This window comes from Aquimarina sp. BL5, from assembly GCF_003443675.1.
Taxonomy (GTDB): domain Bacteria; phylum Bacteroidota; class Bacteroidia; order Flavobacteriales; family Flavobacteriaceae; genus Aquimarina.
On sequence record NZ_CP031963.1, the window covers coordinates 638,668 to 663,628 of the forward strand.

The following is a 24,961-nucleotide window of genomic DNA, read 5'->3' on the forward strand; positions in this document are numbered from 1 at the left end:
TAATTATCTACTTCCGGTCAAAGCGGAGTAAACCTTTGGTATACTTCTCTGTAATAACTTAGCAAAGCCGACACATACCAGCGTTGCTAAAATTGGACTAATAAAGAACAGAACAAGTAATATAAAATCTTTTTCTCCAATATATTTCACATAAATCTTAGTAAAATAAGTCAGAGCTACACCATGCGCTGCATAAATAAAAAATCTATATCCATAAAGTTCTTTATTTCTAAACTCATATTTGTTATTTATAAAATCATACCAAGTCCATACTGTAAAAAAACCAACAAACATTGTTATCCTTTTGCATAGTATAGCTAACCAGTAATCATCCGGATAAGCATCTCTTACATAAAAATTACAAACAATAAGTAATGCCCATATAATTAATGAAAAAATGTAAGTTGAATTCTTAAAACTAGAAATTATATTAAACTTTGAAATAGATGTATATGCACCGCAAGAAAAAGAAAACAAACCAAGAAACTGAAACAAATAGATGCTATTTACATAAAACAAACTTGGTTGTTTTAAAAAAAGTAGTGCAAATAGTAAAACAGGGAACATGAATTTTAAATACCTAATTCCCAAATATATAAATGGAGTTAACCATATATAAAAAATCAATTCTCGTATAAACCAAAACGTATAATTTATAGGGTCTACAAAAGCCAACCAAGCCTGTTTCCATGCTGGCATTTGATGTAATGGTTGTTCAAAAAAATGAGATAAAATCGGAATAAACTGAATAGCATATACTATGAAAAACCACAACGCACACCATAAGATATATGGAATAACAAGGGTCTTAAATCTATTTCTTATTTTTCTTTTAAAAGTAGCTACTGTTAAATCATGATTTTTAAAGAATAGATATCCTGAGATAAAAAAGAACATTGGAATAAAAATATTAGAAAGCTCCAATGCAAATAAATATTCTATGTAGTAAACAACATTTCTATTTGTTTCAATACTCAGGTTAGTCAAATTATAAGCATGACAGACAACAACCATAAAAATTGAAAAGAATGAAAGTATCCGAATTTTATTACTAACGGCTTGATCCATTTTAATTTAATTTCATTAAAAAATTATAAATCTATTTCTTTATAACGATATCCAAATATGGATAACAAAAACCATTAGTTAAGTTTTTATTGAGTGTTTTTAAAAACTTGATATAACGCAATCCTTTAAAACCAACTTTTAAAAAAGCAGATTTTTCAAACTTCATTAAACTACTAACTACATTTAGTTCTTTTAAAGGAGCTATCGCTACTTCGAACTCGTGATAACTAGCTCCTCTTCCCCACCTCTTGAATTTCATCATACTCTCATCATCTAATTCTCTATAAGAATCTTTAAAATTCTTTCTACTAGAAAATTTAGAATAATAATATCCTAAATCATCTGGAAGCCAATCATAGAAGGGTAATGCTGCTGTATGAGAATCATAATACCACAATCTATTAGGAGTCTCTATAACTGCTAAGTATCCACCTTTAGATAACATCCCCCAAGCTTGTTTTAATGATTCTAACCGTTCACTCACTGTCATGTGTTCCAATACCGCATAATAGATAATAAAATCAAACTTTTTATCTTTAAAATTCTTCTCAATTTCTTCACCATTTACGTGATGTAATTCAGCCTCATACCCTGCGATCTTCATTCTATCCTTTGCTACAGCCAATGCTCCAGCATCTACATCTACCCCTACTACTTTAGCTCCTTGTTCACTTAGTGCCAAGGTAGAAATTCCTGTTCCACACCCTATTTCTAAGATACTCGCACCATTTAAATCTTTTACATTTTGTAACCAAGGGGCAATTCGATTTCTATTATAGTATAAACGTTCAAAAAGCTGTCCACTAATAGCTCTATCATATTCTTCCTTTGATAATCTACTTTTAGTATTACCCCTATCTATATAATTTTCTTTAAGTGATTTTGTTAATTCCTCTAACTGCTCTTTTGTAAATGCTGTATGTTTTTGTTGCATTTTTTTCGGAGCTGTAAAGAATTTATCTTTTAACAGTTTTTTGAATACACTTTTCATCGTTTGTGTGGTTGATTAGATTTTACTTGTTACTTTTTCTTTTAATGCGTTGGCAAGTTCGTGGTGTTTTTCGAGGTTTTTTACAATAGTATCCTTGGTTATTTTTCCTTCTAACCCAAAATTTGAAGTATATGTTCCTGTTTTACTATCGATATCTATTCTATTAAACAGTTCTAGAATACCATCAAATCGACAAGAATCTACAAAACTATCAAATCCATTCACGAAAATCACTGGTGTTCCCATTGCTAAACAAGGTAATGCACAATGAATTCTTGAAGTAATCACTAGTTTTGCTTTTGCATACTTATTTAGAAGATCTTCTGCCATTGCAAATTTTTCTTCATCTGTATACGTATTAGAAGGCGGTTCTTGGTTAATAAATATGGCAGAATCCATTACTTCTTTACTTATAAACTTTTTTACGTGCTTATCCTTTTTACCTAACTTAAAAACTGATCCATTAAGAATATTTTTTATAGTAATTTTAGTATTATAAAATACTTTTTCAGGTCTAGGGTAACTATAAAGAGGATCTACAATATACACGTCATCTCCTCTCTCAGAATCGTCAACTTTATAAGAGTCTAAAGTTAGCGTAAGACATCCTGTAAAATGTGCATCAATCCCTTTCGCTTTAAGGGTATCTGCGGTGAATTGATCTCTACATCCTATAGGTTCGTGCTTTTTTAAATAAGCAATCCCTTTTTCACTTAACATCGCTGGAGCAGCGGTATTATTCATATGAAAAGATACAAATACAGGATCTATATCTTCTGAAGGAACCCAATTATGAATATTATGCGTAAACCATCCATTCATAATCAGTTTTATAGGATCTCCTTTATATTCTCCTAATCGTTCTCTATTTAATAGTGTATCGACTTTTGGTAAATATTGTTTAGCCGCTAAGCTTTGTATATTATCTCCTACGTTAAAGAAATTCTTATTCTCATCGTATGTAAGTAGTCCGTATTTCATGAATTCTACAATTTACCTAGTTTTTTATTCTATTTGAATTTTCTATATATCGTTTGTAACCAAGGAAACTTATTTCTAATAATAAACTTTAATCTATTTGTTCCTTTGTTAGCATTATTAATCTTTTCTTCCAAAAGCCGATCCACTTTTCCGTTTCTGAAATCGTTCATATGGTTGGTTTCAGTCTCAACATCTTCAAAAACAAAGAAAGTTTCTACACTCTTAGCTTTTTCCATTAATTCCCACCAAAAATATTTTACTCCTTTACTACCAGAACCAATATGTAATATTTGATAAATCTTGTCATAAACACTACCATCAACTTTGAAACCGTATTCATTGGGGTTTTGGTTATTAAGAATTAAACCTAGTATAGTTCTGAAACATTTTTCACAATAACTACAGTTAAACTCGGTTCTTTTTTCTGAATAACATACTCGAAGTCTGAATCTTTTATTTTTTTCTGAAGCAAATTTTGCAATCAAATCAACTTTGTCCTGTCTTTTTAATTCATAACCATCATGAAATACCTTGAAACCAGATCCCCAAGTTATCTTCTCATCGATCTCTGGTGTAGATCCCCAATCAATATCTATATGATCTGTATAAGAAGAGGCTATATGAACTGAACCATACTTATTTATATATGATAAAGGAGCAATTGATCCTACTAGAGCTAATCCATGCTGTACTTTTCCCCACCATCCAATGTCTTTTAACAAAAGTTCTACTTGATACGTATAAAAATCTCTAAGGTTGGTTTCTATATATTCCTTATTATTATCATTAAGCAGTTCTTCACTTTCTATAAAACCAGTGAAATCCTTCCATTGATCTTTATCTTTTATAGTAATATCTGCACCATGAAGTGTAATTAAATCAGGGGTTCTATCATAAATTCTAATATAGGTTGCATATGCATCTACTCCTCCGCTAAAAAGCATTGATGATTTGGAACCATCTAAAGTATTTTTTACTAATTTCTTCGCAACCAATTTACCTTCAAAACTATTAGCAGGGTCTCTCTTAGCGAATTCTTTTTTTATTTCCTCCTGAGCTTTATAAAAATCCTCATCTACTTCATCCACTTCTATAGTAAAACCCGCAAACCAAGCCATCGGTAGTATATTAGATAAAAATGGAATTACCGCAATACTTATCGGTGTGGCACTAACATCTATTTGATATTTGGAGTAAAAAGGCTCTTTCTCTACAAAGAGCTTCTGGATATTCGAACCAACAGAATACTCATAGCTGATCTTACGACCTTCTTCTGAATATGTAATTGAATGTAGCTTTACTGTATCCATTCTTTCTTTTATTTTCGTTTCAATAAAGAAACTATAGGTTTTCTAAATAATTCTTTTTCATATTCTAGCATACCAATAGAATACATCGTAAAGATAAAAACAACAGTGTAGGAAATAGCTTTTGTTATAAAACTAAACCATCCATCTCCGGGGATATAATTGATAAAATAACCTGTAGCAATCACTAATAAAACTACAATAAGCGTTTTATGAAATAATTCTTTAAAAAAACGCAGAATATTTAACCCTATCTTATTATGATAATAAAAATTCATAACGTTTTGTACAATGATCCATCCTGCAACCAATCCTATAATCATTCCTATAGCACTGTATTCTATTGCTAGAAAACCACCTAGGATTACTCCTAAAATCATAAAGACAAGATAAAGAATAGCCTTAAAAGATAATTTATTTTTTGCCTCTAGTATAGAATTTCCAAATGCTTGTAATAATGGTAGTGTGTACCCAATCATTATAATTAGTGCAATACTATATATTTCTCTACATTCCTCTATACTATACCTTCCGTTGCCTGATGATTCTCCTCCTCCACCAACCCAAAGATTGATAAACTGCTCTCCATATAACATAAAAGCGCCAAAAATATACATCAAAATTATAAAAGATAACCTTCCTAATTTGATCATCATGTCGGTCAATTCCTCTCCACTAGCGTTATTTACTGACATCTGTGTTGCTCTTGGTAAGAACACACTGGAAATCGCCGTAGAAAAGGCTCCGTAGTACGTTCCCAATGCAATCCCAAGTCCATAGATTCCTAGAACCTTAGGAACACTTATAGCTCCTAAAACCCAACTACCTGACTTCCACTGTAACATATTTACAATTGCGAACAGAAAAATCCAACTTGAGTATTTAAAAATCTGAAGTACAAAACTTTTAGATAGTTTATGCAATTTAAATCTAACCTTAAGCTTCACTAATACATAATAAGCAGATACCGAAATGGTCAGAATATTGAATACCGTATCCACAATAACTAAGGCAATAGCTCTCCCTCCAAAAAACAAAACCGCCACTATAGTTAATGATCTAAGAATATATCGTATAATACCAATAGACTCGGGAAACACAAATTTTTCATACCCTTTACAAATACCCGTAAATATCATTCCTGGAAGTTGAATCGCTAAATTAAAAACTAAAATCACAAACATCAACTTGGCAATTCTAAGTTCTTCTGCGTTGAATTTCGTAAAATATGTATCAATAAAGAAATAAAATACGATCCCAGAAATTACTACTAACGTCGAGACTGCAAAATATAATATCCTAACAGTTCCTAAAAAATTCTCTTCTCCTTCTCTATCTTTCTCTGCTCTATACTTAGCTATAAATCGAACCACAGTATTCGTTAACCCAAAATCCAGCAATGCTATGGTACCTATCAATGCACCTATAGCATTGAATATACCATACTCATCTTTTCCTAAATAACTAACTATTAGCGGAGTCATAACAATTCCGATAACATTAATCAGGAAGATCTTTAGGTATGTAAGTAAAGCTCCTTTTTTTAATTGGCTCAATGTGGTTGGTTTAAAAAGTTGTTTAATTTATAAAATGAAGATTGTTTCCCTTACAGTCTTCCGTGTACTTTTTCTTCTAATATACCTTTAACATCATATAAAATTCCATTTGATTTTAATAATGATTTCAGATTTATATCAAGATACTCCTTATGTGCAACGGTTAATACAATGGCATCAAATTTAGAATTTGGTAATTCCGTTACTGTCTCCAAATCATATTCATGTTTTACTTCTGATGGATTTGCCCAAGGATCATAAATAGTAATATCTGTTCCGAAATCTTTTAGATTCGCTATTACGTCCACGGCCCTGGTATTTCTAACATCCGGACAGTTTTCTTTAAAAGTAATCCCAAGCACCAAAATATTAGCTCCTTTAATTTTGATATCATGATTCACCATTAATTTGATAACTTCTGAAGCAACATATTGCCCCATGCTATCATTTAATCTTCGTCCAGCTAAAATAATTTCCGGATGATATCCGAATTCCTGTGCTCTTTGAGCTAAATAATAAGGATCCACTCCTATACAATGTCCTCCTACCAAACCTGGTTTAAAAGGCAAGAAATTCCATTTGGTACCAGCAGCTTTTAACACTTCACTAGTATCAATATCCATAAGGTTAAAAATCTTAGCTAACTCGTTGACAAAAGCAATATTAATATCACGTTGAGAATTTTCTATCACTTTAGCCGCCTCTGCCACTTTTATAGTTGGAGCCAAATGAGTTCCTGCTGTAATAACAGAAGCATAAAGTGCATCTACTTTTTCACCTATTTCTGGTGTCGAACCTGCAGTTACTTTAAGAATTTTTTCTACTGTATGTAATTTATCCCCCGGATTGATGCGCTCTGGAGAATATCCAGCGTAAAAATCTTCATTAAATTTTAATCCACTTATTTTTTCTAATACCGGAATACATTCTTCCTCAGTAACGCCTGGATATACTGTAGATTCGTAAATAACAATATCTCCTTTTTTCAAAACTTTACCTACAGTTTCACTAGACTTATATAATGGAGTCAGATCAGGTCTATTATTTTTATCAACTGGAGTAGGAACAGTAACCACATAATAGTTACAGTCTTTTATATCTTCTAAGTTATAAGAACAATATAATCCCTTATCCATTTGAGAGCTATCCTTCAAAACGGATTGCAAAACTTCATCTTCAACTTCTAAAGTAGCATCTGTTCCTGATCTTAATTCTTCAATTCTATTTTTATTAATGTCAAAACCAATTACAGGAAATTTTGTTGCAAACAATCTAGCTAAAGGAAGTCCTACATATCCTAAACCAATGATTCCTATTTTAATATTCTGCATGTTTGTTGTGGTTGTTTAATTTTATACACAGGTAATGTATCATTATTTTAGATTATCCCAGTACCATTTTACAGCTTCTTTTAATCCAGATTTCATATCAAACTTCGGATGGTAACCAAGAAGTGTTTTAGCTTTATCTACAGAAGCTAAAGAATGTGGCACATCTCCTTTACGTTCTGGACCTTTTTTAACATCTACGTTTGTGATTTCTGAATCAAACTCCGACAAATATTCTTTTAATAAAGTAACTAATTCGTTTAAAGTAGTTCTCTCTCCAAAAGCGGTATTATATACATTATTTAATGCTTCTTCGTTATCAGAGACGATAGCCCTTAGATTCATCTGAATTACGTTATCGATATATGTAAAATCTCTAGAAAAAGATCCATCACCATTAATTACAGGTGATTCATGTTCCATAAACTGCATTACAAACTTTGGAATCACAGCTGCATATGCTCCATTAGGATCCTGTTTGCGTCCAAAAACATTAAAATAACGTAATCCGATAGTATCCAGATCATACGTTCTTTTAAAATTATCCGCATATAATTCATTTACATATTTGGTAATCGCATATGGTGATAGAGGCTTCCCTATCTTATCCTCTAATTTCGGCAAAGCCTTAGAATCTCCATAAGTCGAAGAGCTAGCCGCATATATAAATCGTTTGACTCCAGCGTCTCTAGAAGCTACTAGCATGTTAAGAAAACCTCCAACATTTACATCATTAGTAGTTATTGGATCATTTATGGATCTTGGTACAGATCCTAATGCAGCTTGATGCAATATATAATCCACGCCATTACAGGCTTTATGGCAATCATCAAGATTCCTTATATCTCCTTCAATAAATGTAAAACTTGGATTTTCGTTAATTGCTGCTAAGTTTTTCTTATGCCCAGTGGCAAAATTATCTAAACCTACAACTTTACTGCCTTTTTCTAGTAAAGCTTCACATAGATTCGACCCGATAAAACCCGCTGCTCCAGTAACTAAAACAGTAGAAGAACTCAATAGTTCTAATTGGTTAGTGTTCATGAATTTCTTGTATTATCCCTTGATTTTTAATCCCCTACGCTATGCATATTGCACAGACTGCGCGAAATTAAGATTAAACAACAGAACACACAACTTATATCAAAGGGGATTTTAACCCATAATAAAATTCACTATGTTCCGTCATCCCATAAAAAAATCAATTCATCGATTTAATTATCATAATCAACTGTAAATCAAATATATAAATTCTTACTCATTTTTATTAACAAAAACGTTTTCGAAGTATGAAAACAGGTATTAATACGTGTAAAAATTTAGTGACTCAATTTCGAACCAGTTTTCGACTAAACATCGAGATTCTAGTATTTGTTCATAGTAAATTGAAATTTCTAAATTAGCAACTCTTGTTGAAGATGTAAAAGAGTATTTAATATAAGAGGCGACTAATTAATTGTATTTTCTCTGATAGTTTTTTCAAAGTCCAGAGCTAATTCTCCTGTCCATTCTTTAAGGAACCAATACCTCCAAACTGACAGTAAAGTCAAAACTATAAAAATCCAAGGACTTAAAGCACCACCTATGAATCCGTGAATAATTTCAATAAAAAATACAAAAGATAAACTTCGGAAAAGTTTATAATGTGCTGTATTTCTTTCTAATTCCTGTAAAGCGGAGACATTATTCATCCTTATAAAGGAAAACGCCTTATAAAACCTATCACGCCCCAATGATTTTTCATGGAATTGAAAATATAACAGGTCCAAAGGATAACTGATATTAAGTAAAAAGTGCCCTGTTATATAGGACATCACCAAAAACAAGATAGTCTCTGAGGTCTCAATATTACTAAAATTAAAAACAGCGCGTATCTCATTGATCCACAAATAAACAAACACTATTCCTGGTAAAAGAATTGCAAACAAATCAAAGATTCCAATAAAAAAATCGCCGGGTTTAAAGTTCATAATAGACTATTTTAAAATTATCTTAAACCTATTATTATCCTAATACAGGTCTAAAACTCTAATAATTCCTGTAATTCTTTTTCGAACCTATTTTTGGCCAAATATTGAGATTCTAAGCTGGGTTCAAAAGGAATTGGTGTTTCTAAACTCGCAACTCTTTTTACGGGAGCATCTAAATATTGAAAACAATTTTCCATAATCAATGCAGAAATATCAGATGCTATTCCTCCAAACATTGAATCTTCTTGCAAAATAATCGCTTTACCTGTTTTCTTAACCGATATTAAAATTGTGTCAACATCTAATGGTTGTAAGGTTCTTAAATCTATAACATCTGCTTCTATTTCAGAATGTTTTTCTAAGATTTCTAAAGCCCAATGTATACCGGTACCATAACTTATAACAGTTATTTGATTTCCTTCTTTTAACAAAGAAGCTTTTCCGAATGGAATAGTATAATAACCTTCAGGCACTTCTTCTCTAATACTACGATACAATGCTTTATGTTCGAAAAACAATACTGGATTAGGGTCTTCAATAGATGTCAATAATAATCCTTTAGCATCTGCCGGAAAAGCTGGATATACAACCTTTAAACCGGGAGTTTTTGTAAACCACGCTTCATTAGTCTGACTATGAAAAGGTCCTGCGCCAACACCTCCTCCACAAGGCATTCTTACCACTATATCTGCAGATTGGTTCCAACGATAATGGGATTTAGCCAATAAATTTACAATAGGATTAAATCCTGAAGAAACAAAATCAGCAAACTGCATCTCTACAATGGCTTTTGTACTATTAACAGATAATCCATATGCCGTAGAAATTACAGCAGACTCACAAATAGGTGTATTACGAACTCTATCTTTTCCAAATGCTGAAACAAAACCATCAGTAATTTTAAAAACACCTCCATAATCAGCAATATCCTGTCCCATAATAATAAGGTCACTATATCTACGCATTCCTTCCTTTAAGCTTTCAGAAATTGCATCAATAAGTCGAATTTCTTTTGTAGACCTTCCTGGTAGAATTTCTTTAAATTCAAATGTTTGATAAACATCTTTCAGTTCTTTTTCTAAAACAACTTGAATTTTTTCCTCCTCATTAGCTCTTTGCCAATGTGTTTCGATTTCAGTTTTAATCGCGGATTTTCCTTGAAGTTCATCTTCCTTAGAAAGAATTCCATTATCAATAAGATATTCTCTATAATTTTCTATTGGATCTTTTGCAGCCCAATACTCCATTAAATCTGCCGGAACATACTTGGTACCACTCGCTTCCTCATGACCACGCATTCTAAAAGTTTTAAACTCTAATAAAACAGGTCGTGGGTTTTGTCTTATACTTTCTGCTAATTCATTTACTTTGTTATAAACTTCTAATACATTATTACCATCTATAACATGCGATTCCATGCCATAGCCTAAACCTCGATCCGCAAGATGCTTACAATTGTATTGCTCTCTTGTCGGTGTAGACAATCCATATCCATTATTCTCAATACAAAAAAGTACGGGCAAACTCCATACGGATGCAATATTTAAAGCTTCATGAAAGTCTCCTTCACTAGTACCTCCTTCACCAGTAAAAACAGCAGTAGTTTTATTATTTTTTTTTAAAAGATTACCTAAAGCTACGCCACAAGCAACTCCTAATTGTGGTCCCAAATGCGAAATCATACCGACAATATTATATTCTTGTGTTCCAAAATGAAACGAACGATCTCGTCCATTAGTAAAACCACTAGCTTTACCTTGCCATTGACTAAAGAGTCTATATAACGGAACATCACGAGTAGTAAACACGCCTAAATTACGATGCATCGGCAAAACATATTCATCCTTATGTAATGCGGCCGTTACTCCAACCGAAATAGCCTCTTGGCCAATACCGCTAAACCATTTAGAAATTTTACCTTGACGAAGTAATATGAGCATTTTTTCTTCAATCAACCTCGGTTTAAGCATTTTGAAATATAGAGAAACAAGTAGTTCTTTACTATACTCTTTCTTATCAAAATCTAATAACAATTTCTCTTCTGCCATACAATTCAAAAATCAATACTCTTTAATATTTATAGGTTCTCCAAAATTGGAAAAATAGTATAGTAAATGTAATTATTTTTATTTCAGAAAAAACAATCAAATAACAATAATACTAAGTAGTTGTTAATTTAACTCTAACAATTATAAGAATTAACTAAATTTACCAAGCTTTATCGATAATATGTGAAAAAATAATTATTTTGACAGTTATCCACTATATTTTAAAAAAAGGCATCATCCATGATGTTTATTTAACGAAATACATTTATTTTAGTTAAAGTAAATTAAATAGTCATGAATAACATACCAAGTGTAGATCTTTCGGATTTTCTATCTGATGATCCATCACGTAAGCAAAAGTTCGTTAACGAAATAGGAAAAGCCTATGAAGAAATAGGCTTTGTAGCATTAAAAAATCATTTTCTAAGCGATAACTTAGTAGAAGAATTGTATAAGGAAGTAAAGGCATTTTTTGCCTTACCATTAGAAGATAAGCAGAAATATGAAATTGAAGGATTAGGTGGCCAAAGAGGTTACATTTCCTTTGGAAAAGAACACGCAAAAGGCAAAAAAGAAGGTGATTTAAAAGAATTTTGGCATTTTGGTCAAGAACCATCTGAAGATGCTAATTTAATCGAAGATTACCCTCCTAATGTAATTGTAGAAGAGCTAAAGGATTTTAACCACACAGGTATGGAAGCTTATAGAATGCTCGAAAAAACAGGAATCTATGTCCTTAGAGCTTTAGCAATATACATAGGTTTAGATGAATTTTATTTTGATCATTGGGCAAGTAATGGTAATAGTATTTTACGTCCTATTCACTATCCTCCTATTACTGAAGAACCAAAAGGTGCGGTACGTGCAGGAGCGCATGGTGACATCAACCTAATTACGTTATTAATGGGTGCGTCCACCGGCGGATTACAAGTACAGCGTAAAGATGGCGAATGGATTGATGCTATACCACAAGAGGATGAACTAGTAATCAATGTAGGAGATATGTTAGAACGTCATACCAATAACAAGTTACGTTCTACAATACATAAAGTAATCAATCCACCAAAGGAACAATGGGGTAAACCTAGATATTCTATTCCATTCTTTATGCATCCACGAAGCGATATGAAATTAAATTGTTTAGAAGAATGCATTACCGAAGAGAATCCTAAACAGTATGAGGATATTACTGCTGGTGATTTTCTGCATCAACGACTAGTTGAAATTGGATTGATTAAGAAGTAATTACTGCACATGGATTTAAAAGATCAATTAAAAAACTTATTTCCCGATCACGAACCTATTGAGGAGGAAAAAGATCTAAAAAAAGAAGATGGTATCTGGATGCAGGATGATCCAATTATCTGCAAATATGAGAAACGAAAAGGGAAACCAATTACCATATTAGAAGGATATACAGGTGCTGATGAAGATTTTAAGAAACTTGCTAAAGAAATAAAAACAAAATTAAGTGTTGGAGGAAGTTTTAAGGATGAACGCATTATTATTCAGGGAGATTATCGAGATAAAATAATGGAGATCCTCAAAACAAAGGGATTTAAAGTAAAAAGAGTTGGCGGATAATTTTTGTCACATAATTCAGAAATAGATACATCATTGGGGGCTAAAACATTACATATTACAAATGGCGATAGTTTAACAGATCGTTTAAAAGAACTGAATCTGGTTGATGGAGAATTCTTAATTTGGAGGGAGATGCTTTGTGAAGGCCCTACAGACATAAGAATTGAAACTGACGAAGCTATTGAAAGACGTAAAGGATTTCTAGAAAAATACTATAGAATTGTTAATGATGACTACGAAGAAAAGTTCATAAGTCAATTAAATAAATTAAACAATATAGAAAAGTATGATGAAATTGTGCTTTGGTTTGAGTATGATCTTTTCTGTCATATTAATATGATCGCTGCTATAAGCTTATTACTTAGAAAAGGAATCAAGGATACTCCAGTCTATCTGGTTTGTAGCGGTAGAGTCGAGAATTCCAAAAAATGCCTGGGATTATGTGAGCTATCGGATACACAACTAAAAAAACATTTTGAGGACAAAATAGTATTAGACATTAACGATTTAGAATTAGCATCCCATGTTTGGACATTATACTGCGAATCAAATCCAAATAAAATTGCAGGACAAATTAAAAAACAATCATCTTTTGATTACCTATCCATATGCTTAAGAGCACATTTACAAAGATTTCCAAATATGCTTACTGGCCTGAATACACTAGAACACAATATTCTACAAATGGTCGATACCTATGAAATCAAAAACATAAAACAATTAATGGGCTATACACTAGAATACCAAGGGTTCTATGGGTATGGTGATATGCAAATTAAGAGAGTATTAGCAAGACTTTTTCAATTTTTGGATCAAACTAAAGACCGATTATTACTATCCGAAAGGGGAAAATTGGCCGTACAGCAAAAAAAGAATTTCTATAACACACAAACGTTGGATTGGTATTATGGAGGAGTCAAAAAATATGATTATTTATATAATAACGAAACGCATAATTTACTAAAATTATAATATGGCTATAGCCGAATCAGAATTAATTCTCAACCAAGATGGTAGTATATATCATTTAAATCTAAAACCTGAACACCTCGCTAATACTATTATAACCGTTGGTGACCCAGATCGCGTAAGCAAGGTTACTCAATATTTTGACACTGTAGAACACACAATTAGCAAGAGAGAATTTCATACTCAAACTGGTACATATAAAGGAAAAAGGATTACCGTAATATCTACTGGTATCGGCACAGATAACATAGATATTGTTTTTAATGAATTAGACGCTTTAGTTAATATTGATTTCGAAACAAAAGAAATTAAAAAAGAGCACACCTCTCTTAACATTATTCGTATTGGTACTTCTGGGGCTATACAATCAGAAATTCCTATCGATAGTTTTATAGTTTCCGAACTTGCTATTGGGTTTGATAGCTTACTCCATTTTTACGATAGTAAAGATATACAGTTTCCGCAGATCTCTGAACCCTTAATGAAGCATTTGGATTGGGATAAAGATAAATCAACACCCTATGTGGTTTCTTTTGACAAAAAGCTCGGAAGACATATGCAAAGTAACCAAACAAGTAAAGGATTTACAATTACCAACGTTGGATTCTATGGCCCCCAAGGAAGAGTATTAAGATTACCTACATCAGACGCTACACTAAATGACAAAATAGCTTCTTTCAGCTATGCGGATAAAAAAATAACAAATTTAGAAATGGAAACAGCTGGTATATACGGAATGGCAAAACTTCTTGGTCACCGTGCTGTATCCATGAATGCAATGATAGCAAATAGAGCAACAGGACAGTTCAGTAATGACCCAAAAAAGGCTGTTGATAACCTTATCAAGTATACTTTAGATAAAATTGTGAGCTATATGGATTTGATTTAACCTTTTGTTAAAATCAAACTATTCTAGATAACTTAACTTTAAATTATGGATTTAAAAAAGTACCCTTATAATAATAGGGACGTAAATTGGTTAAGTTTCAATGAACGTGTCTTGCAAGAAGCCGAAGACGAATCAAACCCTTTATATGAAAGGTTAAAGTTTTTAGCAATATTCTCTTCTAATTTAGATGAATATTTTAGAGTAAGAGTTTCTCGATTGCGGCAAATAAAAAGAATAGATAGAAAACTAAGAAAAAAACTTGCTTTAAAACCAAATAAACAGGTTAAAGAAATACTAAAGCAAGTAAAAATTCAACAAGAAAAATTTGGTAGTATATTCTTTAAAGACCTTATTCCAGAACTTGCTAAACATAATATCCATTTAATTGATCAAAATCATTATGATTTTGATCAACATCAATATGCTACCGAGTATTTTATTTCTAAAATCCTCCCCTTAATTAATTCAGAAATTATTGATTTATCCGAAGTAAACCCCACATTTCTTGAAAACAATAAACTATATTATTTACTAACATTTGAAAAGGAAGATCAATTTGGAATTGTAAATATACCTTCAGATACTTTAGAAAGATTTGTATGCTTTCCCTCTGATGGTCAAAATACACATATTACCTTTCTGGATGATATTGTTCGACTTAATTTAAATCAAATTTTTGATGGTCAAAAAATAAAAGGGTGTTTTCAAATAAAATTATCAAGAGATGCAGAATTGTATATAGACGATGAATTTGAAGGTGTTTTGGCAGAAAAAATAAAAAAATCCCTCTCGCAACGCTATGATGGGCAACCAACTCGTTTATTATTTGATGCTGCATTACCAAAAGAATACAAAAGTAAGATTCGTAAGTCTTTAGGATTAGGCAAAATCGATATGATGCCGGGCGGAAAGTATCACAATTTTAGTGATTTCTTTAGTTTTCCGGACCCTACAAATAACCTTTCTTTACATTACCCCAAAGCAACAGAAATAAAACACAAAGAATTTGAGCAAAACAGCAACTATTTTGAAGTAATTTCTAAGAAAGATCAATTAGTACATTTTCCATATATGTCTTTTAATTACGTTCAAAATTTTATTAATCAAGCAGCCGTAGATCCTAACACTACAGAGATAAAAATATCCTTATATCGCGTTGCAAAAGAATCTGACCTTACCTCCTCCTTATTAAAAGCTTTAGAAAACGGTAAAAAAGTTACTGTATTTGTAGAAGCCAAAGCACGTTTTGACGAAAAGAACAATTTAAAATGGGGGAAGATTTTCGAAGAAAAAGGAGCATCCGTTTTTTATAGTTACCCAAAAATAAAAGTACATTCTAAAATATTACTTGTCAAACGAAAGGAAAATAACAAAGAAGCCTCCTATGCTTATATTGGTACGGGTAATTTTAATGCTAAAACATCCAAAATTTATTGTGATCACGGCTTATTTACAGCGAATAAATTAATTACTAAAGAACTATCTGAAGTTTTTGAAGTGTTATCTGGCAAAATGATACTACCTAAACCCAAAAATTTATTGGTATCTCCTTTTACAACAAGAATACAATTCGAAGAACTTATTGATAAAGAAATTTATAATTCAAAAAATGGTAATATTTCTGGTATTACAGCCAAATTAAATAGCCTAGAAGACAAAAAGATAATTAATAAACTATATGACGCTAGTAATGCTGGTGTTAAAACCAAACTACTAGTAAGAGGTTTTACTTGTTTAATCCCTGGTTTAAAAGATATTAGTGAAAACATCCAAATAACCAGTATTCTTGATCGGTATCTAGAACACGGAAGAATATATCATTTCAATAATAATGGAGATTCAAAAATATTTATTGGTAGCGCAGATTGGATGACGCGTAATTTAGATAAACGTATTGAAGTTTTAGTTCCTATTTTAGATAAAGATTGTAAAAAAGAGTTAAAAACAATTTTGGATATACAATTAAATGATAATGTAAAGGCAAGAATCCAAGATGCGAATGAAACTAATAGCTACAAAAAGAAAATGGACGATAAACCGTCCATACAATCCCAACATCTACTAAGAGAATATCTTACAAAGATACATGCTCCTATCAATACATTAACCAAACAATATCTTTAAACTTATTAAAAAATTCGTTGCTAGTAATAAAGCGATAAATACCACAATCCCGTTTTCTAAGGTGTTGTTTTTTAATTTAGCTACTTTAACTTGAGCACTTTTATTTCTTAAAAAATTCTTTTTCATAGCAAATATTGTTTTATTTGGTTTTAATTACTTCGAATATAGTCGTAATTATCAGATTTATATTTCAAAGGTAATGATAAAAACTCTAATTAAACGACAAAAAACAAATATAATCGATAAAATACACAATTTTAATATATTTCACAACAAAATAGCATGCATACTATAAAAATAGGAGGTGTTCCTGAACACTTTAATTTACCATGGCATTTAACAATAGAAGAAGATGCTTACTTAAAAGATGATATACAATTAGAATGGACTGATTTTCCAGGAGGAACTGGAGCTATGTGCGAAGCTCTAAGAAATAAGGATATTGATATTGCTATTATACTTACTGAAGGAATTGTAAAAGATATCATTGCTGGTAATCCTTCGAAAATTGTACAAACATATATCCAATCCCCTTTGATTTGGGGAATTCATGTAGGACATAATTCCAAACATAATAATTTAAACAATCTCCAAAACGCTTCAGCTGCAATTAGTAGATATGGATCAGGTTCGCACCTAATGGCATATATCAATGCGCAGAATCACGGATGGGATACTTCCTCATTAAAATTCGAAGTGATAAAAAATCTTGATGGAGCTGTAGAAGCATTGACTAATGGTAGTGCAGATTATTTTATGTGGGAACATTTTACAACAAAACCTTTAGTGGATAACAAAACTTTTCGCCGTTTGGGAGACTGCCCTACTCCCTGGCCTTGCTTTGTAATAGCCGTTAGAGAAGAAATTCTGCTTTCTAAGAAAGATCAAGTAAAAAGTATTTTAGAAACCATCAATACTACTACTGCTGATTTTAAGCAAATACCAAGTATTGATAAAACACTGGCATATAGATATGAACAACAGCTAGAAGACATTAGAGCATGGTTACAAATTACGGAATGGAGTCAATCGTTAATAGCTGATAAAACTTTGAATGAAGTTCAGGATAAATTATTTAAACTAAATATCATTGGCAAGATAGTTGATACTGAGAAACTAATTTTTAAGATGTAAGCAACCTTTTTTATGTTTTAACATCTTTCTTAATAGGAAAACAACTTAATATTATGAAACAGACATTAATATCAATTATTATTTTATTCTCATTTCAAATTTCTTTTGCACAAGACCAATCTGATCTACCGCCTAGAGACATTAATAAAAACGAAATCAGTATTAACCCAATTAACATTATAGCATTTGGCGCTCTAGATATTGACTATGAAAGAGTATTAACAAATAATACTACGTTAGGTTTTGATTTTTTCTACAGATTTAGTGATAACATAGATAGTGATGATGATGTTATTGATAGAGATGGAATTTTTGATAAAGAAATAGCATTTACAACACAGTTTAAATATTTTTTTGGAAGTAGAGTGGCAAGAGGTTTTTATGTAGAAGCATTTGGAATGTTATCTTCTGGTGAACATGATAATTATGTTACGGTCTTTGACGATTTAGGGAATTTTGTTAGATCTGGAGATGTCGCGGAAGAATATACTGATTTTGCTTTAGGATTCGGTGTAGGTGGAAAATTTGTTGCTAAAAATGGTTTTTTTCTTGATATAGGATTTGGTATTGGGCGAAATTTATTTAATGAAAAAAGCCCTCAGATTATTGTAAGACCAAATTTATATATTGGATATAGATTCTAATATAGCTAACCTATTATGTTAGTATTTTTATATACCATAGAGTTATACGGGTTTTATCTTTAGTACTATTTAGTCCGTATAACTCTATTTTTTTTGCATAAAAAACAAGTTATATTATGAAGAGAATCCTAACTATAATAGTGCTTATTTTTTCATTAAAAATTGGTCTTTCTCAAGAGAATACTGGTAATATAACTAAACGAGACACTCAAAAAAACGATGTAAGCGTAAACGTCCATCCTTTTGTGATTGCTGGAGGTTTTAGTATAAACTATGATAGGGTTCTTAATAAAGACATTAGTGTTGGAGTAAACCTTTTTAAAGCTTATAATAACCAGGGCAGTACCGATAATAGAGATATAGACATTACAGGTAGGACAAACTTTTCGGTTATTCCTAATATTAAATATTATGTTGGAGAAAGATTTGCGAGAAGGTTTTATGTACAAGGACTCGCTATGATATCATCCGGAAAGGCATATACCTTCAGAAATAACACCTCGATCTCACAAGAAATTGACTTTACAGATATCGCTTTAGGAATTGGTATAGGCGATAAAAGAATATTAAAAAATGGCATTTTTATTGACTTCGGGCTCGCTGTTGCCTACAATTTATTCAACAAAAATTCCCCTGATTTACTAGCTCATCCAAATTTATCTTTCGGTTTTCGATTTTAGAAGTAGGGTTTTTGATTACATAAACGTTATATAATAAGAGGAAAGACTTTGTAAATATTCAATTATTTAATATTTTTTTAACAAAACATAAATTAAATAGGGTAAATAATTGAGATAAATCTAAATCGTGAATATTACGGAATATCCGCAAGAAAAGATTTAAATAATTTTGTACATTTGCCAAGCCTACCCCAATAAAATAATTATGAAAGTGTACGCAACCCTTTGGAGGTATTTGCATCTAATAATTAACTAACAAATCAATTATGGTAACGTTTCTACTAATTCTTGGAGGGCTTATAGCATTTAACTTCGTTTTATTAAAATTCAGCATTCAATCTGTTGATAGTGATAAGAAAAAAGCAAAAGCAAAAAGAGTTCAATCAACCACAGCTAATGCTGAAATTAACAAAGTAAAAACTACAGGAATTCCGAAGGCTGCATAATTAATCTACCATTGTACAGGTAATTGATTAGTCTTAAGAAGGTATTCATTAGTTTTACTAAAGTGCTTGTTCCCAAACCAATATCCTCTATTGGCGCTTAAAGGAGACGGGTGACCACTATTTAATACGTAATGTTTTTTATTATCTATTTTAGCACCTTTTTTCTTAGCAAAACCTCCCCACAATAAGAAAACCACATTACTTTTATTGCCTGAAACTGATTGAATAACGGCGTCTGTGAATTTTTCCCAACCTTTACCCTGATGAGACCCCGCCTGATGTGCTCTCACTGTCAACGTAGCATTTAGTAATAAAACACCTTGTCTCGCCCAACGTTCCAGATTACCATTAGAAGGAAAAGGTATATTTATATCAGATTCAATTTCTTTAAAAATATTAATCAAAGAAGGAGGCATCGTAATTCCATTATTGACAGAAAAACACAATCCGTTAGCCTGTCCGACACCGTGATAAGGATCTTGACCTATTATTACAACTTTTACATCATCAAAACTACAATAGTCAAATGCAGCAAAAATTTCTGAGCCTTTAGGAAAACAAGTCTGAGTATTATACTCTTGCTTTACAAAACCTGTTAATTCCTTAAAATATGGTTTATCAAATTCGCTCTCAAGTTGCTGTTTCCAGCTATTCTCAATATTTACATCCATGTTAGTATCATAAAAATATCCAATTGTTTACATTTGCTTGGTTGTAAAATTATAACAAATACTTTTCTAAAGGTAGACTCGTATTGAGTTTTATAATAAAGAAATTAACAGAAAAAGAATATCTCCTAAAAAAATTAGGGTAACAACATGATCCGTATTTCCGAAAAAACACTTAAAGACCTAGAATTCAACACGGTACTTAATCACATCGAAGATTTATGTAATACTGACCACGGAAAAACAAAAGCTTTAAAAATTGTTCCGCTAAGTACTAAAGAAGATTTACATGTGTCACTGCAACAAGTATTCGAATACAAATCTTCTTATCTAAATGATTCTAAAATACCAAATCACGGATTTGATAGTATTGATAAAGAATTACAGCTATTAGGTATTGAAAATACTTTTTTAGAAACATTTAATCTAAAAAAGATAATATCTATTAGTGTAACAACTAATGATTTGCTAGGCTTTTTTAGAAAGTTTAAAGAATTCTACCCTATACTACATCAAACATCTTCTGAAGTTCCTTTTACTAAAGAAATCATCAATCTTATTGAGATAGTTGTTGACAAATTTGGAGAGATTAAAGATAGTGCCTCTCCTACTCTACGCGTACTTAGAAAAGATATTAATGAAGTGCAAGGAAAGTTAAACGGAAGTTTTGGTAGAGATCTTACTAGATACAATAGTCAAGGATATCTAGATGACATCAAAGAAAGTGTTGTCGATAATCGAAGAGTACTAGCGGTTAAAGCTATGTATCGTCGTAAAGTAAAAGGTTCGATAATGGGTAACTCTAAGACAGGAAGCATTGTATACATCGAACCTGAAGCAACGTTACAGTTTAGTAGGACACTTAGTAACCTTCAATATGAAGAACGAGAAGAAATTGTTAAAATACTTAAAGAACTTACTAATAAAATAAGACCATTCTCTGAATTATTAGAACAGTACCAACAATATCTTAGTGATATTGATATCATTGCTGCAAAATCAAAATATGCAAACAAGTTAAACGCAGTATTGCCAAAAATCACTGAGGATAGAGAGCTTACTATAAAAGATGCATACCATCCACTACTCTATCTTAACAATCAGGAAAAAGGAGAAAAAACATATCCCCAAACAATTTCTTTAGACAAAGGAAATCGAATTATTGTAATATCTGGCCCTAATGCCGGAGGAAAAAGTATTACATTAAAAACTGTCGGACTTCTCCAAATTATGCTTCAAAGCGGTATGCTCATTCCTGTTCACGAGTATAGTCGAATGTGTATTTTTAACACTGTATTGACTGATATTGGTGACAATCAATCTATAGAAAATCACTTAAGTACCTATAGCTACCGTTTAAAAAACATGAATTATTTTCTTAAGAAATGTAATAACAAAACTTTATTTCTTATAGATGAATTTGGTACTGGTAGTGATCCTGAATTGGGAGGAGCACTTGCTGAAGCTTTTTTAGAGATTTTTTACGAGCGTGAATCTTTTGGGATCATCACTACACATTATGCGAATCTAAAAATGTTAGCTAATGAGCTTCCAAACATGACCAATGCTAACATGCTATTCGATTCTAAAACTCTAGAGCCATTATTCAAATTATATTTAGGCGAAGCAGGAAGCTCTTTTACTTTTGAGGTAGCACAAAAAAATGGAATACCTTATAGCTTAATTAATAAGGCCAAGAAAAAAGTAGAAAGGGGCAAAATTCGATTTGATAAAAGCATTGCAAACCTTCAGAAAGAAAGATCAAAACTCCAAAAAACTACTTCTTCTCTAAAAACAAAAGAACAAAAAACAGAAGAAGAAAAAGAACGTTTAGACAAAATCAATCAGCGATTACAACACAAATTAGAAAGTTATCAGGAGCTTTATGATAGTAATCAGCGTATGATTTATTTAGGTCAAAAGTTAAATGAAATAAGCGAAAAATACTTTCACAATAAAAAGAAGAGAGAACTTATCGATGAGTTCATGAAAATTGTTCAAGTAGAAAATTCTAAAAGAAAAAAGCAAACGATTAAACAAAGAAGGGCAAAAAAGGTAAAGGAGGAAAAAATCGTTAAAGAAGTAGAGAAAAAAGTTGAGGTAATACGAGAAAAGAAAAAGGAGCAAAAGAAAAAAGAAGAAAAAATAGAAAAGGAAAAGCCAAAGGTAATTCTTAAGATTGGTGATAGAGTTCGTATGATTGATGGAAAATCTATAGGAACCATTGACACTTTAGAAAAAGGAAAAGCGGTCGTTAACTATGGTATTTTTACTACCAATGTTGCAATAGATCAACTAGAATTCGTAGAACGAAAAAAATAACACAGTATAACGTATATTAAAGAATACAGCAAAAGGCTGCTAATTAAATAATTAGCAGCCTTTTTTTCGTAGGTTAAGCTCAATCGATTATTACTTCCCTCCTGCTAACAAAACAAAAGAATTTCCTGATACTGGTGATACATTATAAGATTTCACTCTTTTTAACGTCTTTATATATTTTTCTGCTTCTATAAAAGCTAATTCCATAGCACTAGAAGATAAGTCATCATTAATCTCTATGGTCTTAGAAATAACATCTCCATTCGTATACTCCACGGTCATTTTCCATCTCTTAATTGAATGAAAATTTCTGGAGATCAAGTTATTCTCTACATTCTCTTTTCTATCCCCTTTTTTATTTTTTTCCTTCTCGTTTATTGGATTCGAATCTAAAGAAGCTGCGTTTCCAAATGTTACGCAAAGCATTGCAATTACTAATAAGAGTTTCATTTTTTAGCGGTTTTGATTTGTATGATTCGAATATACAACTATTTTTTGATTATACAAATATTTTTTTATTAAAAATTTATTTGTATATTTAAATTCTATTATACTGTTAAACAATGATTAACAAGAAATTAAAAAGACTACTCAAAAAAAGTAAAGGAGCAAAAACTGTATATGGTATTTCAAAAGCATTGGGTATAAGTCCACAGGCAGGAGACTATGTAGTAAAGAGAAAAAATCTTGCTAAAGATTTTGAAAGACTACAAAGAATTGCTGATTATATGGAGGTGGATATTACTGAGATTGTAGACTATAAAAAGAAGTCTAAGGATTAGAAAAATTGAGTTATCCTCTTCACTATTTACTAAATGAACTACTGATAGAAAAACTTTCTTTATAAAAGCTTTTAATTATTTTTGAAGCTCACCAAAGCATCTCATATGGAGATTTATCTTTACTTAGTTATTTACATCCTATTAATAATTGGTTTATCCGTTTATATATCGAGATCCTCTAGCCAAGAAGATTTTCTAATTGGTGGAAGAAATCGTGGTGGATGGACCATTCTATTCTCGAAATTTGCGAGCGCTATTGGTGTAAGCACCTTAATTACCTATACAGGTTACGCTTATAAATTTGGTTGGGGGTTATTTGCTATGTCTATTGGTTCTGTTGTTGGTTATCTTTTGTTTGCATTTTGGGCAGCACCCAGAATCAAAAAATTGTCATTACAAGGTAATTTCTATACACAAGGTGATTTACCTGAATTTATTACAGGAAATAAAACCACTTCATTAATTACCAATTCGATTACTATTATGGTTCAGTTTTTCTGGATTTTGCTCTCTCTGGCAGGTGGTGCTAAGGTGATTACCTTTTTTGGTTTATTTTCCTATGACATTGCGTTACTCGTTACCACATCCGTAGTATTAATTTATGTATTATTCTCTGGTTTCAAAGCAGTTATTCTTACAGATATAATTCAGGCTTTTATCATTATTGCTTTTTTAGGTATCCTAATATTCGGAATGTTAGATATAAAAGATTTTAGTAGCGTTTTAGGTACTTCTGCAAATGAAACCGTGCAATTGGGAAGTATTATAGGATTGGTTTTGTATGGAGGCTTATCTGTCTTTGGTTTAGCCGATAGATACCAACTCTGTTATGCTGCAAAAAATGTAAAATCTCTAAAAAAAGGATTAGGGCTAGCTATCATTCCGGTATTATTAATAGCATTTTTGTTGTTGCTTATAGGTTTATATGTTTATAATCAGAATCCTGGTTTAGATCCGGATACTGTATTTGTATTTGCAATGCAAAACTTAGTCAATCAATCCTGGATTCCTTTATTGCTAGTACTTTTCTTTGCTGGCTTAATGAGTACTGCAGATACCTCTATTTTTGCAGTATCCTCTCACCTAGTTTATAAAACAAAAGAAGATCAGAAAGTAAAATCATTGAGATATGCAACAGTCATAACTGTTGTTATTGCCTATATTACTGCGCTATTTTGGAAAAGCATAGTAGACATTACCATTGTAGGTGCAGCACTCAGAATGACACTTTCTATAGCTATGATTTATATAATTAATAAAAAGAATAATAGTGGACGTTTTATTGCTAGCGCATTAGGAGGTGTTATAGGTTTACTTATAGGTTTAACCGTTTTTGGGCCTAAACCAACTATTGCTATTACTGTTTTATTAGGTTCTCTACTTGGGTTAATCTACAGATCTAAATAGTCTTGTTAAAGTATCCTTAAACCTAAATACTGAGAATTTTATCTTTTTATATTTGACGAAACA

At 31.4% G+C, this 24,961-nt stretch carries 24 protein-coding genes; 12 read left to right on the forward strand and 12 right to left on the reverse strand.

Going from position 1 to position 24,961, the window contains the following annotated elements:
* Positions 1–3: 3 nt before the first annotated feature.
* The 9 genes from D1818_RS02940 to D1818_RS02980 form a co-directional block, all read right to left on the reverse strand.
* A complete protein-coding gene (locus tag D1818_RS02940; RefSeq protein WP_118456250.1) occupies positions 4–1,068 on the reverse strand; it encodes an acyltransferase family protein in 1,065 nt (354 codons plus the stop codon).
* A 31-nt stretch (positions 1,069–1,099) separates the two neighbouring features.
* Positions 1,100–2,059 (reverse strand): bifunctional 2-polyprenyl-6-hydroxyphenol methylase/3-demethylubiquinol 3-O-methyltransferase UbiG, encoded by a 960-nt coding sequence (locus D1818_RS02945; protein WP_118456252.1) that lies wholly within the window; start codon positions 2,057–2,059, stop codon positions 1,100–1,102.
* A 15-nt stretch (positions 2,060–2,074) separates the two neighbouring features.
* Positions 2,075–3,040, reverse strand: coding sequence for a polysaccharide pyruvyl transferase family protein (locus D1818_RS02950; protein WP_118456255.1), 966 nt, complete (start codon positions 3,038–3,040; stop codon positions 2,075–2,077).
* 29 nt (positions 3,041–3,069) lie between these two features.
* The gene (locus D1818_RS02955) at positions 3,070–4,350 is read right to left on the reverse strand and encodes a hypothetical protein (RefSeq protein WP_118456257.1); all 1,281 of its coding nucleotides are present in this window, start codon (positions 4,348–4,350) and stop codon (positions 3,070–3,072) included.
* An 8-nt stretch (positions 4,351–4,358) separates the two neighbouring features.
* On the reverse strand, positions 4,359–5,903 hold the full coding sequence (locus D1818_RS02960; RefSeq protein ID WP_158597008.1) for an oligosaccharide flippase family protein: 1,545 nt from the start codon (positions 5,901–5,903) through the stop codon (positions 4,359–4,361).
* A 50-nt stretch (positions 5,904–5,953) separates the two neighbouring features.
* Positions 5,954–7,234, reverse strand: coding sequence for a nucleotide sugar dehydrogenase (locus tag D1818_RS02965; protein ID WP_118456261.1), 1,281 nt, complete (start codon positions 7,232–7,234; stop codon positions 5,954–5,956).
* 42 nt (positions 7,235–7,276) lie between these two features.
* The gene (locus D1818_RS02970) at positions 7,277–8,275 is read right to left on the reverse strand and encodes an SDR family oxidoreductase (protein ID WP_118456263.1); all 999 of its coding nucleotides are present in this window, start codon (positions 8,273–8,275) and stop codon (positions 7,277–7,279) included.
* A 404-nt stretch (positions 8,276–8,679) separates the two neighbouring features.
* Positions 8,680–9,201 (reverse strand): hypothetical protein, encoded by a 522-nt coding sequence (locus D1818_RS02975; protein ID WP_118456266.1) that lies wholly within the window; start codon positions 9,199–9,201, stop codon positions 8,680–8,682.
* Positions 9,202–9,251: 50 nt separating this feature from the next.
* Positions 9,252–11,249 carry a thiamine pyrophosphate-dependent enzyme gene (locus D1818_RS02980; RefSeq protein ID WP_118456268.1) on the reverse strand — a complete coding sequence of 666 codons (1,998 nt, stop codon included), beginning with the start codon at positions 11,247–11,249 and terminating at the stop codon, positions 9,252–9,254.
* Between the two features lie 294 nt (positions 11,250–11,543).
* Here D1818_RS02980 and D1818_RS02985 point away from each other — a divergent pair, with 294 nt between their 5' ends.
* Genes D1818_RS02985 through ppk1 form a run of 5 tightly spaced genes read left to right on the forward strand, consistent with a single transcriptional unit; the run spans position 11,544 to position 16,815 of the window.
* Positions 11,544–12,494: an isopenicillin N synthase family oxygenase gene (locus D1818_RS02985; RefSeq protein ID WP_118456270.1), complete on the forward strand. Its 951-nt coding sequence runs from the start codon at positions 11,544–11,546 to the stop codon at positions 12,492–12,494.
* 9 nt (positions 12,495–12,503) lie between these two features.
* Positions 12,504–12,833, forward strand: coding sequence for a translation initiation factor (locus tag D1818_RS02990; protein ID WP_118456272.1), 330 nt, complete (start codon positions 12,504–12,506; stop codon positions 12,831–12,833).
* Between the two features lie 3 nt (positions 12,834–12,836).
* Positions 12,837–13,805, forward strand: coding sequence for a DUF1835 domain-containing protein (locus D1818_RS02995; RefSeq protein ID WP_233558620.1), 969 nt, complete (start codon positions 12,837–12,839; stop codon positions 13,803–13,805).
* Position 13,806: 1 nt separating this feature from the next.
* Entirely contained in the window at positions 13,807–14,691 is an 885-nt protein-coding gene (locus tag D1818_RS03000; RefSeq protein ID WP_118456274.1) for a nucleoside phosphorylase, read from the forward strand.
* A 45-nt stretch (positions 14,692–14,736) separates the two neighbouring features.
* Complete coding sequence (gene ppk1 / locus D1818_RS03005; protein WP_118456276.1) at positions 14,737–16,815, forward strand: polyphosphate kinase 1; 2,079 nt, start codon at positions 14,737–14,739, stop codon at positions 16,813–16,815.
* Here ppk1 and D1818_RS25190 read toward each other — a convergent pair.
* Entirely contained in the window at positions 16,795–16,941 is a 147-nt protein-coding gene (locus tag D1818_RS25190; RefSeq protein WP_158597073.1) for a hypothetical protein, read from the reverse strand. The genes ppk1 and D1818_RS25190 overlap by 21 nt on opposite strands.
* A 156-nt stretch (positions 16,942–17,097) precedes the next feature.
* Between D1818_RS25190 and D1818_RS03010 the strand changes: the two genes are divergently transcribed.
* From D1818_RS03010 to D1818_RS03025, 4 genes are all read left to right on the forward strand, one after another.
* Positions 17,098–17,949, forward strand: a complete 852-nt coding sequence (locus tag D1818_RS03010; protein WP_118456278.1) for a substrate-binding domain-containing protein — start codon at positions 17,098–17,100, stop codon at positions 17,947–17,949.
* A gap of 53 nt (positions 17,950–18,002) precedes the next feature.
* The gene (locus D1818_RS03015) at positions 18,003–18,593 is read left to right on the forward strand and encodes a hypothetical protein (RefSeq protein WP_118456281.1); all 591 of its coding nucleotides are present in this window, start codon (positions 18,003–18,005) and stop codon (positions 18,591–18,593) included.
* A 116-nt stretch (positions 18,594–18,709) separates the two neighbouring features.
* Positions 18,710–19,273, forward strand: a complete 564-nt coding sequence (locus tag D1818_RS03020) for a hypothetical protein (RefSeq protein ID WP_118456283.1) — start codon at positions 18,710–18,712, stop codon at positions 19,271–19,273.
* Positions 19,274–19,539: 266 nt separating this feature from the next.
* On the forward strand, positions 19,540–19,719 hold the full coding sequence (locus D1818_RS03025) for a hypothetical protein (RefSeq protein ID WP_118456285.1): 180 nt from the start codon (positions 19,540–19,542) through the stop codon (positions 19,717–19,719).
* A gap of 5 nt (positions 19,720–19,724) precedes the next feature.
* Here the strand turns inward: D1818_RS03025 and D1818_RS03030 are convergent, their stop codons facing one another.
* Complete coding sequence (locus D1818_RS03030) at positions 19,725–20,390, reverse strand: uracil-DNA glycosylase (RefSeq protein ID WP_118456287.1); 666 nt, start codon at positions 20,388–20,390, stop codon at positions 19,725–19,727.
* Positions 20,391–20,537: 147 nt separating this feature from the next.
* Between D1818_RS03030 and D1818_RS03035 the strand changes: the two genes are divergently transcribed.
* Entirely contained in the window at positions 20,538–22,709 is a 2,172-nt protein-coding gene (locus tag D1818_RS03035; RefSeq protein ID WP_118456289.1) for a DNA mismatch repair protein MutS, read from the forward strand.
* Between the two features lie 90 nt (positions 22,710–22,799).
* On the opposite strand, the gene D1818_RS03040 is transcribed toward D1818_RS03035, so the two are convergent.
* Complete coding sequence (locus D1818_RS03040; protein ID WP_118456291.1) at positions 22,800–23,159, reverse strand: hypothetical protein; 360 nt, start codon at positions 23,157–23,159, stop codon at positions 22,800–22,802.
* Between the two features lie 113 nt (positions 23,160–23,272).
* Here D1818_RS03040 and D1818_RS03045 point away from each other — a divergent pair, with 113 nt between their 5' ends.
* Together D1818_RS03045 and D1818_RS03050 are read left to right on the forward strand one after the other, a co-directional pair.
* Positions 23,273–23,491 carry a helix-turn-helix domain-containing protein gene (locus tag D1818_RS03045; protein WP_118456293.1) on the forward strand — a complete coding sequence of 73 codons (219 nt, stop codon included), beginning with the start codon at positions 23,273–23,275 and terminating at the stop codon, positions 23,489–23,491.
* A gap of 105 nt (positions 23,492–23,596) precedes the next feature.
* Positions 23,597–24,898, forward strand: a complete 1,302-nt coding sequence (locus D1818_RS03050; RefSeq protein WP_120752562.1) for a sodium:solute symporter — start codon at positions 23,597–23,599, stop codon at positions 24,896–24,898.
* Positions 24,899–24,961 lie beyond the last annotated feature (63 nt).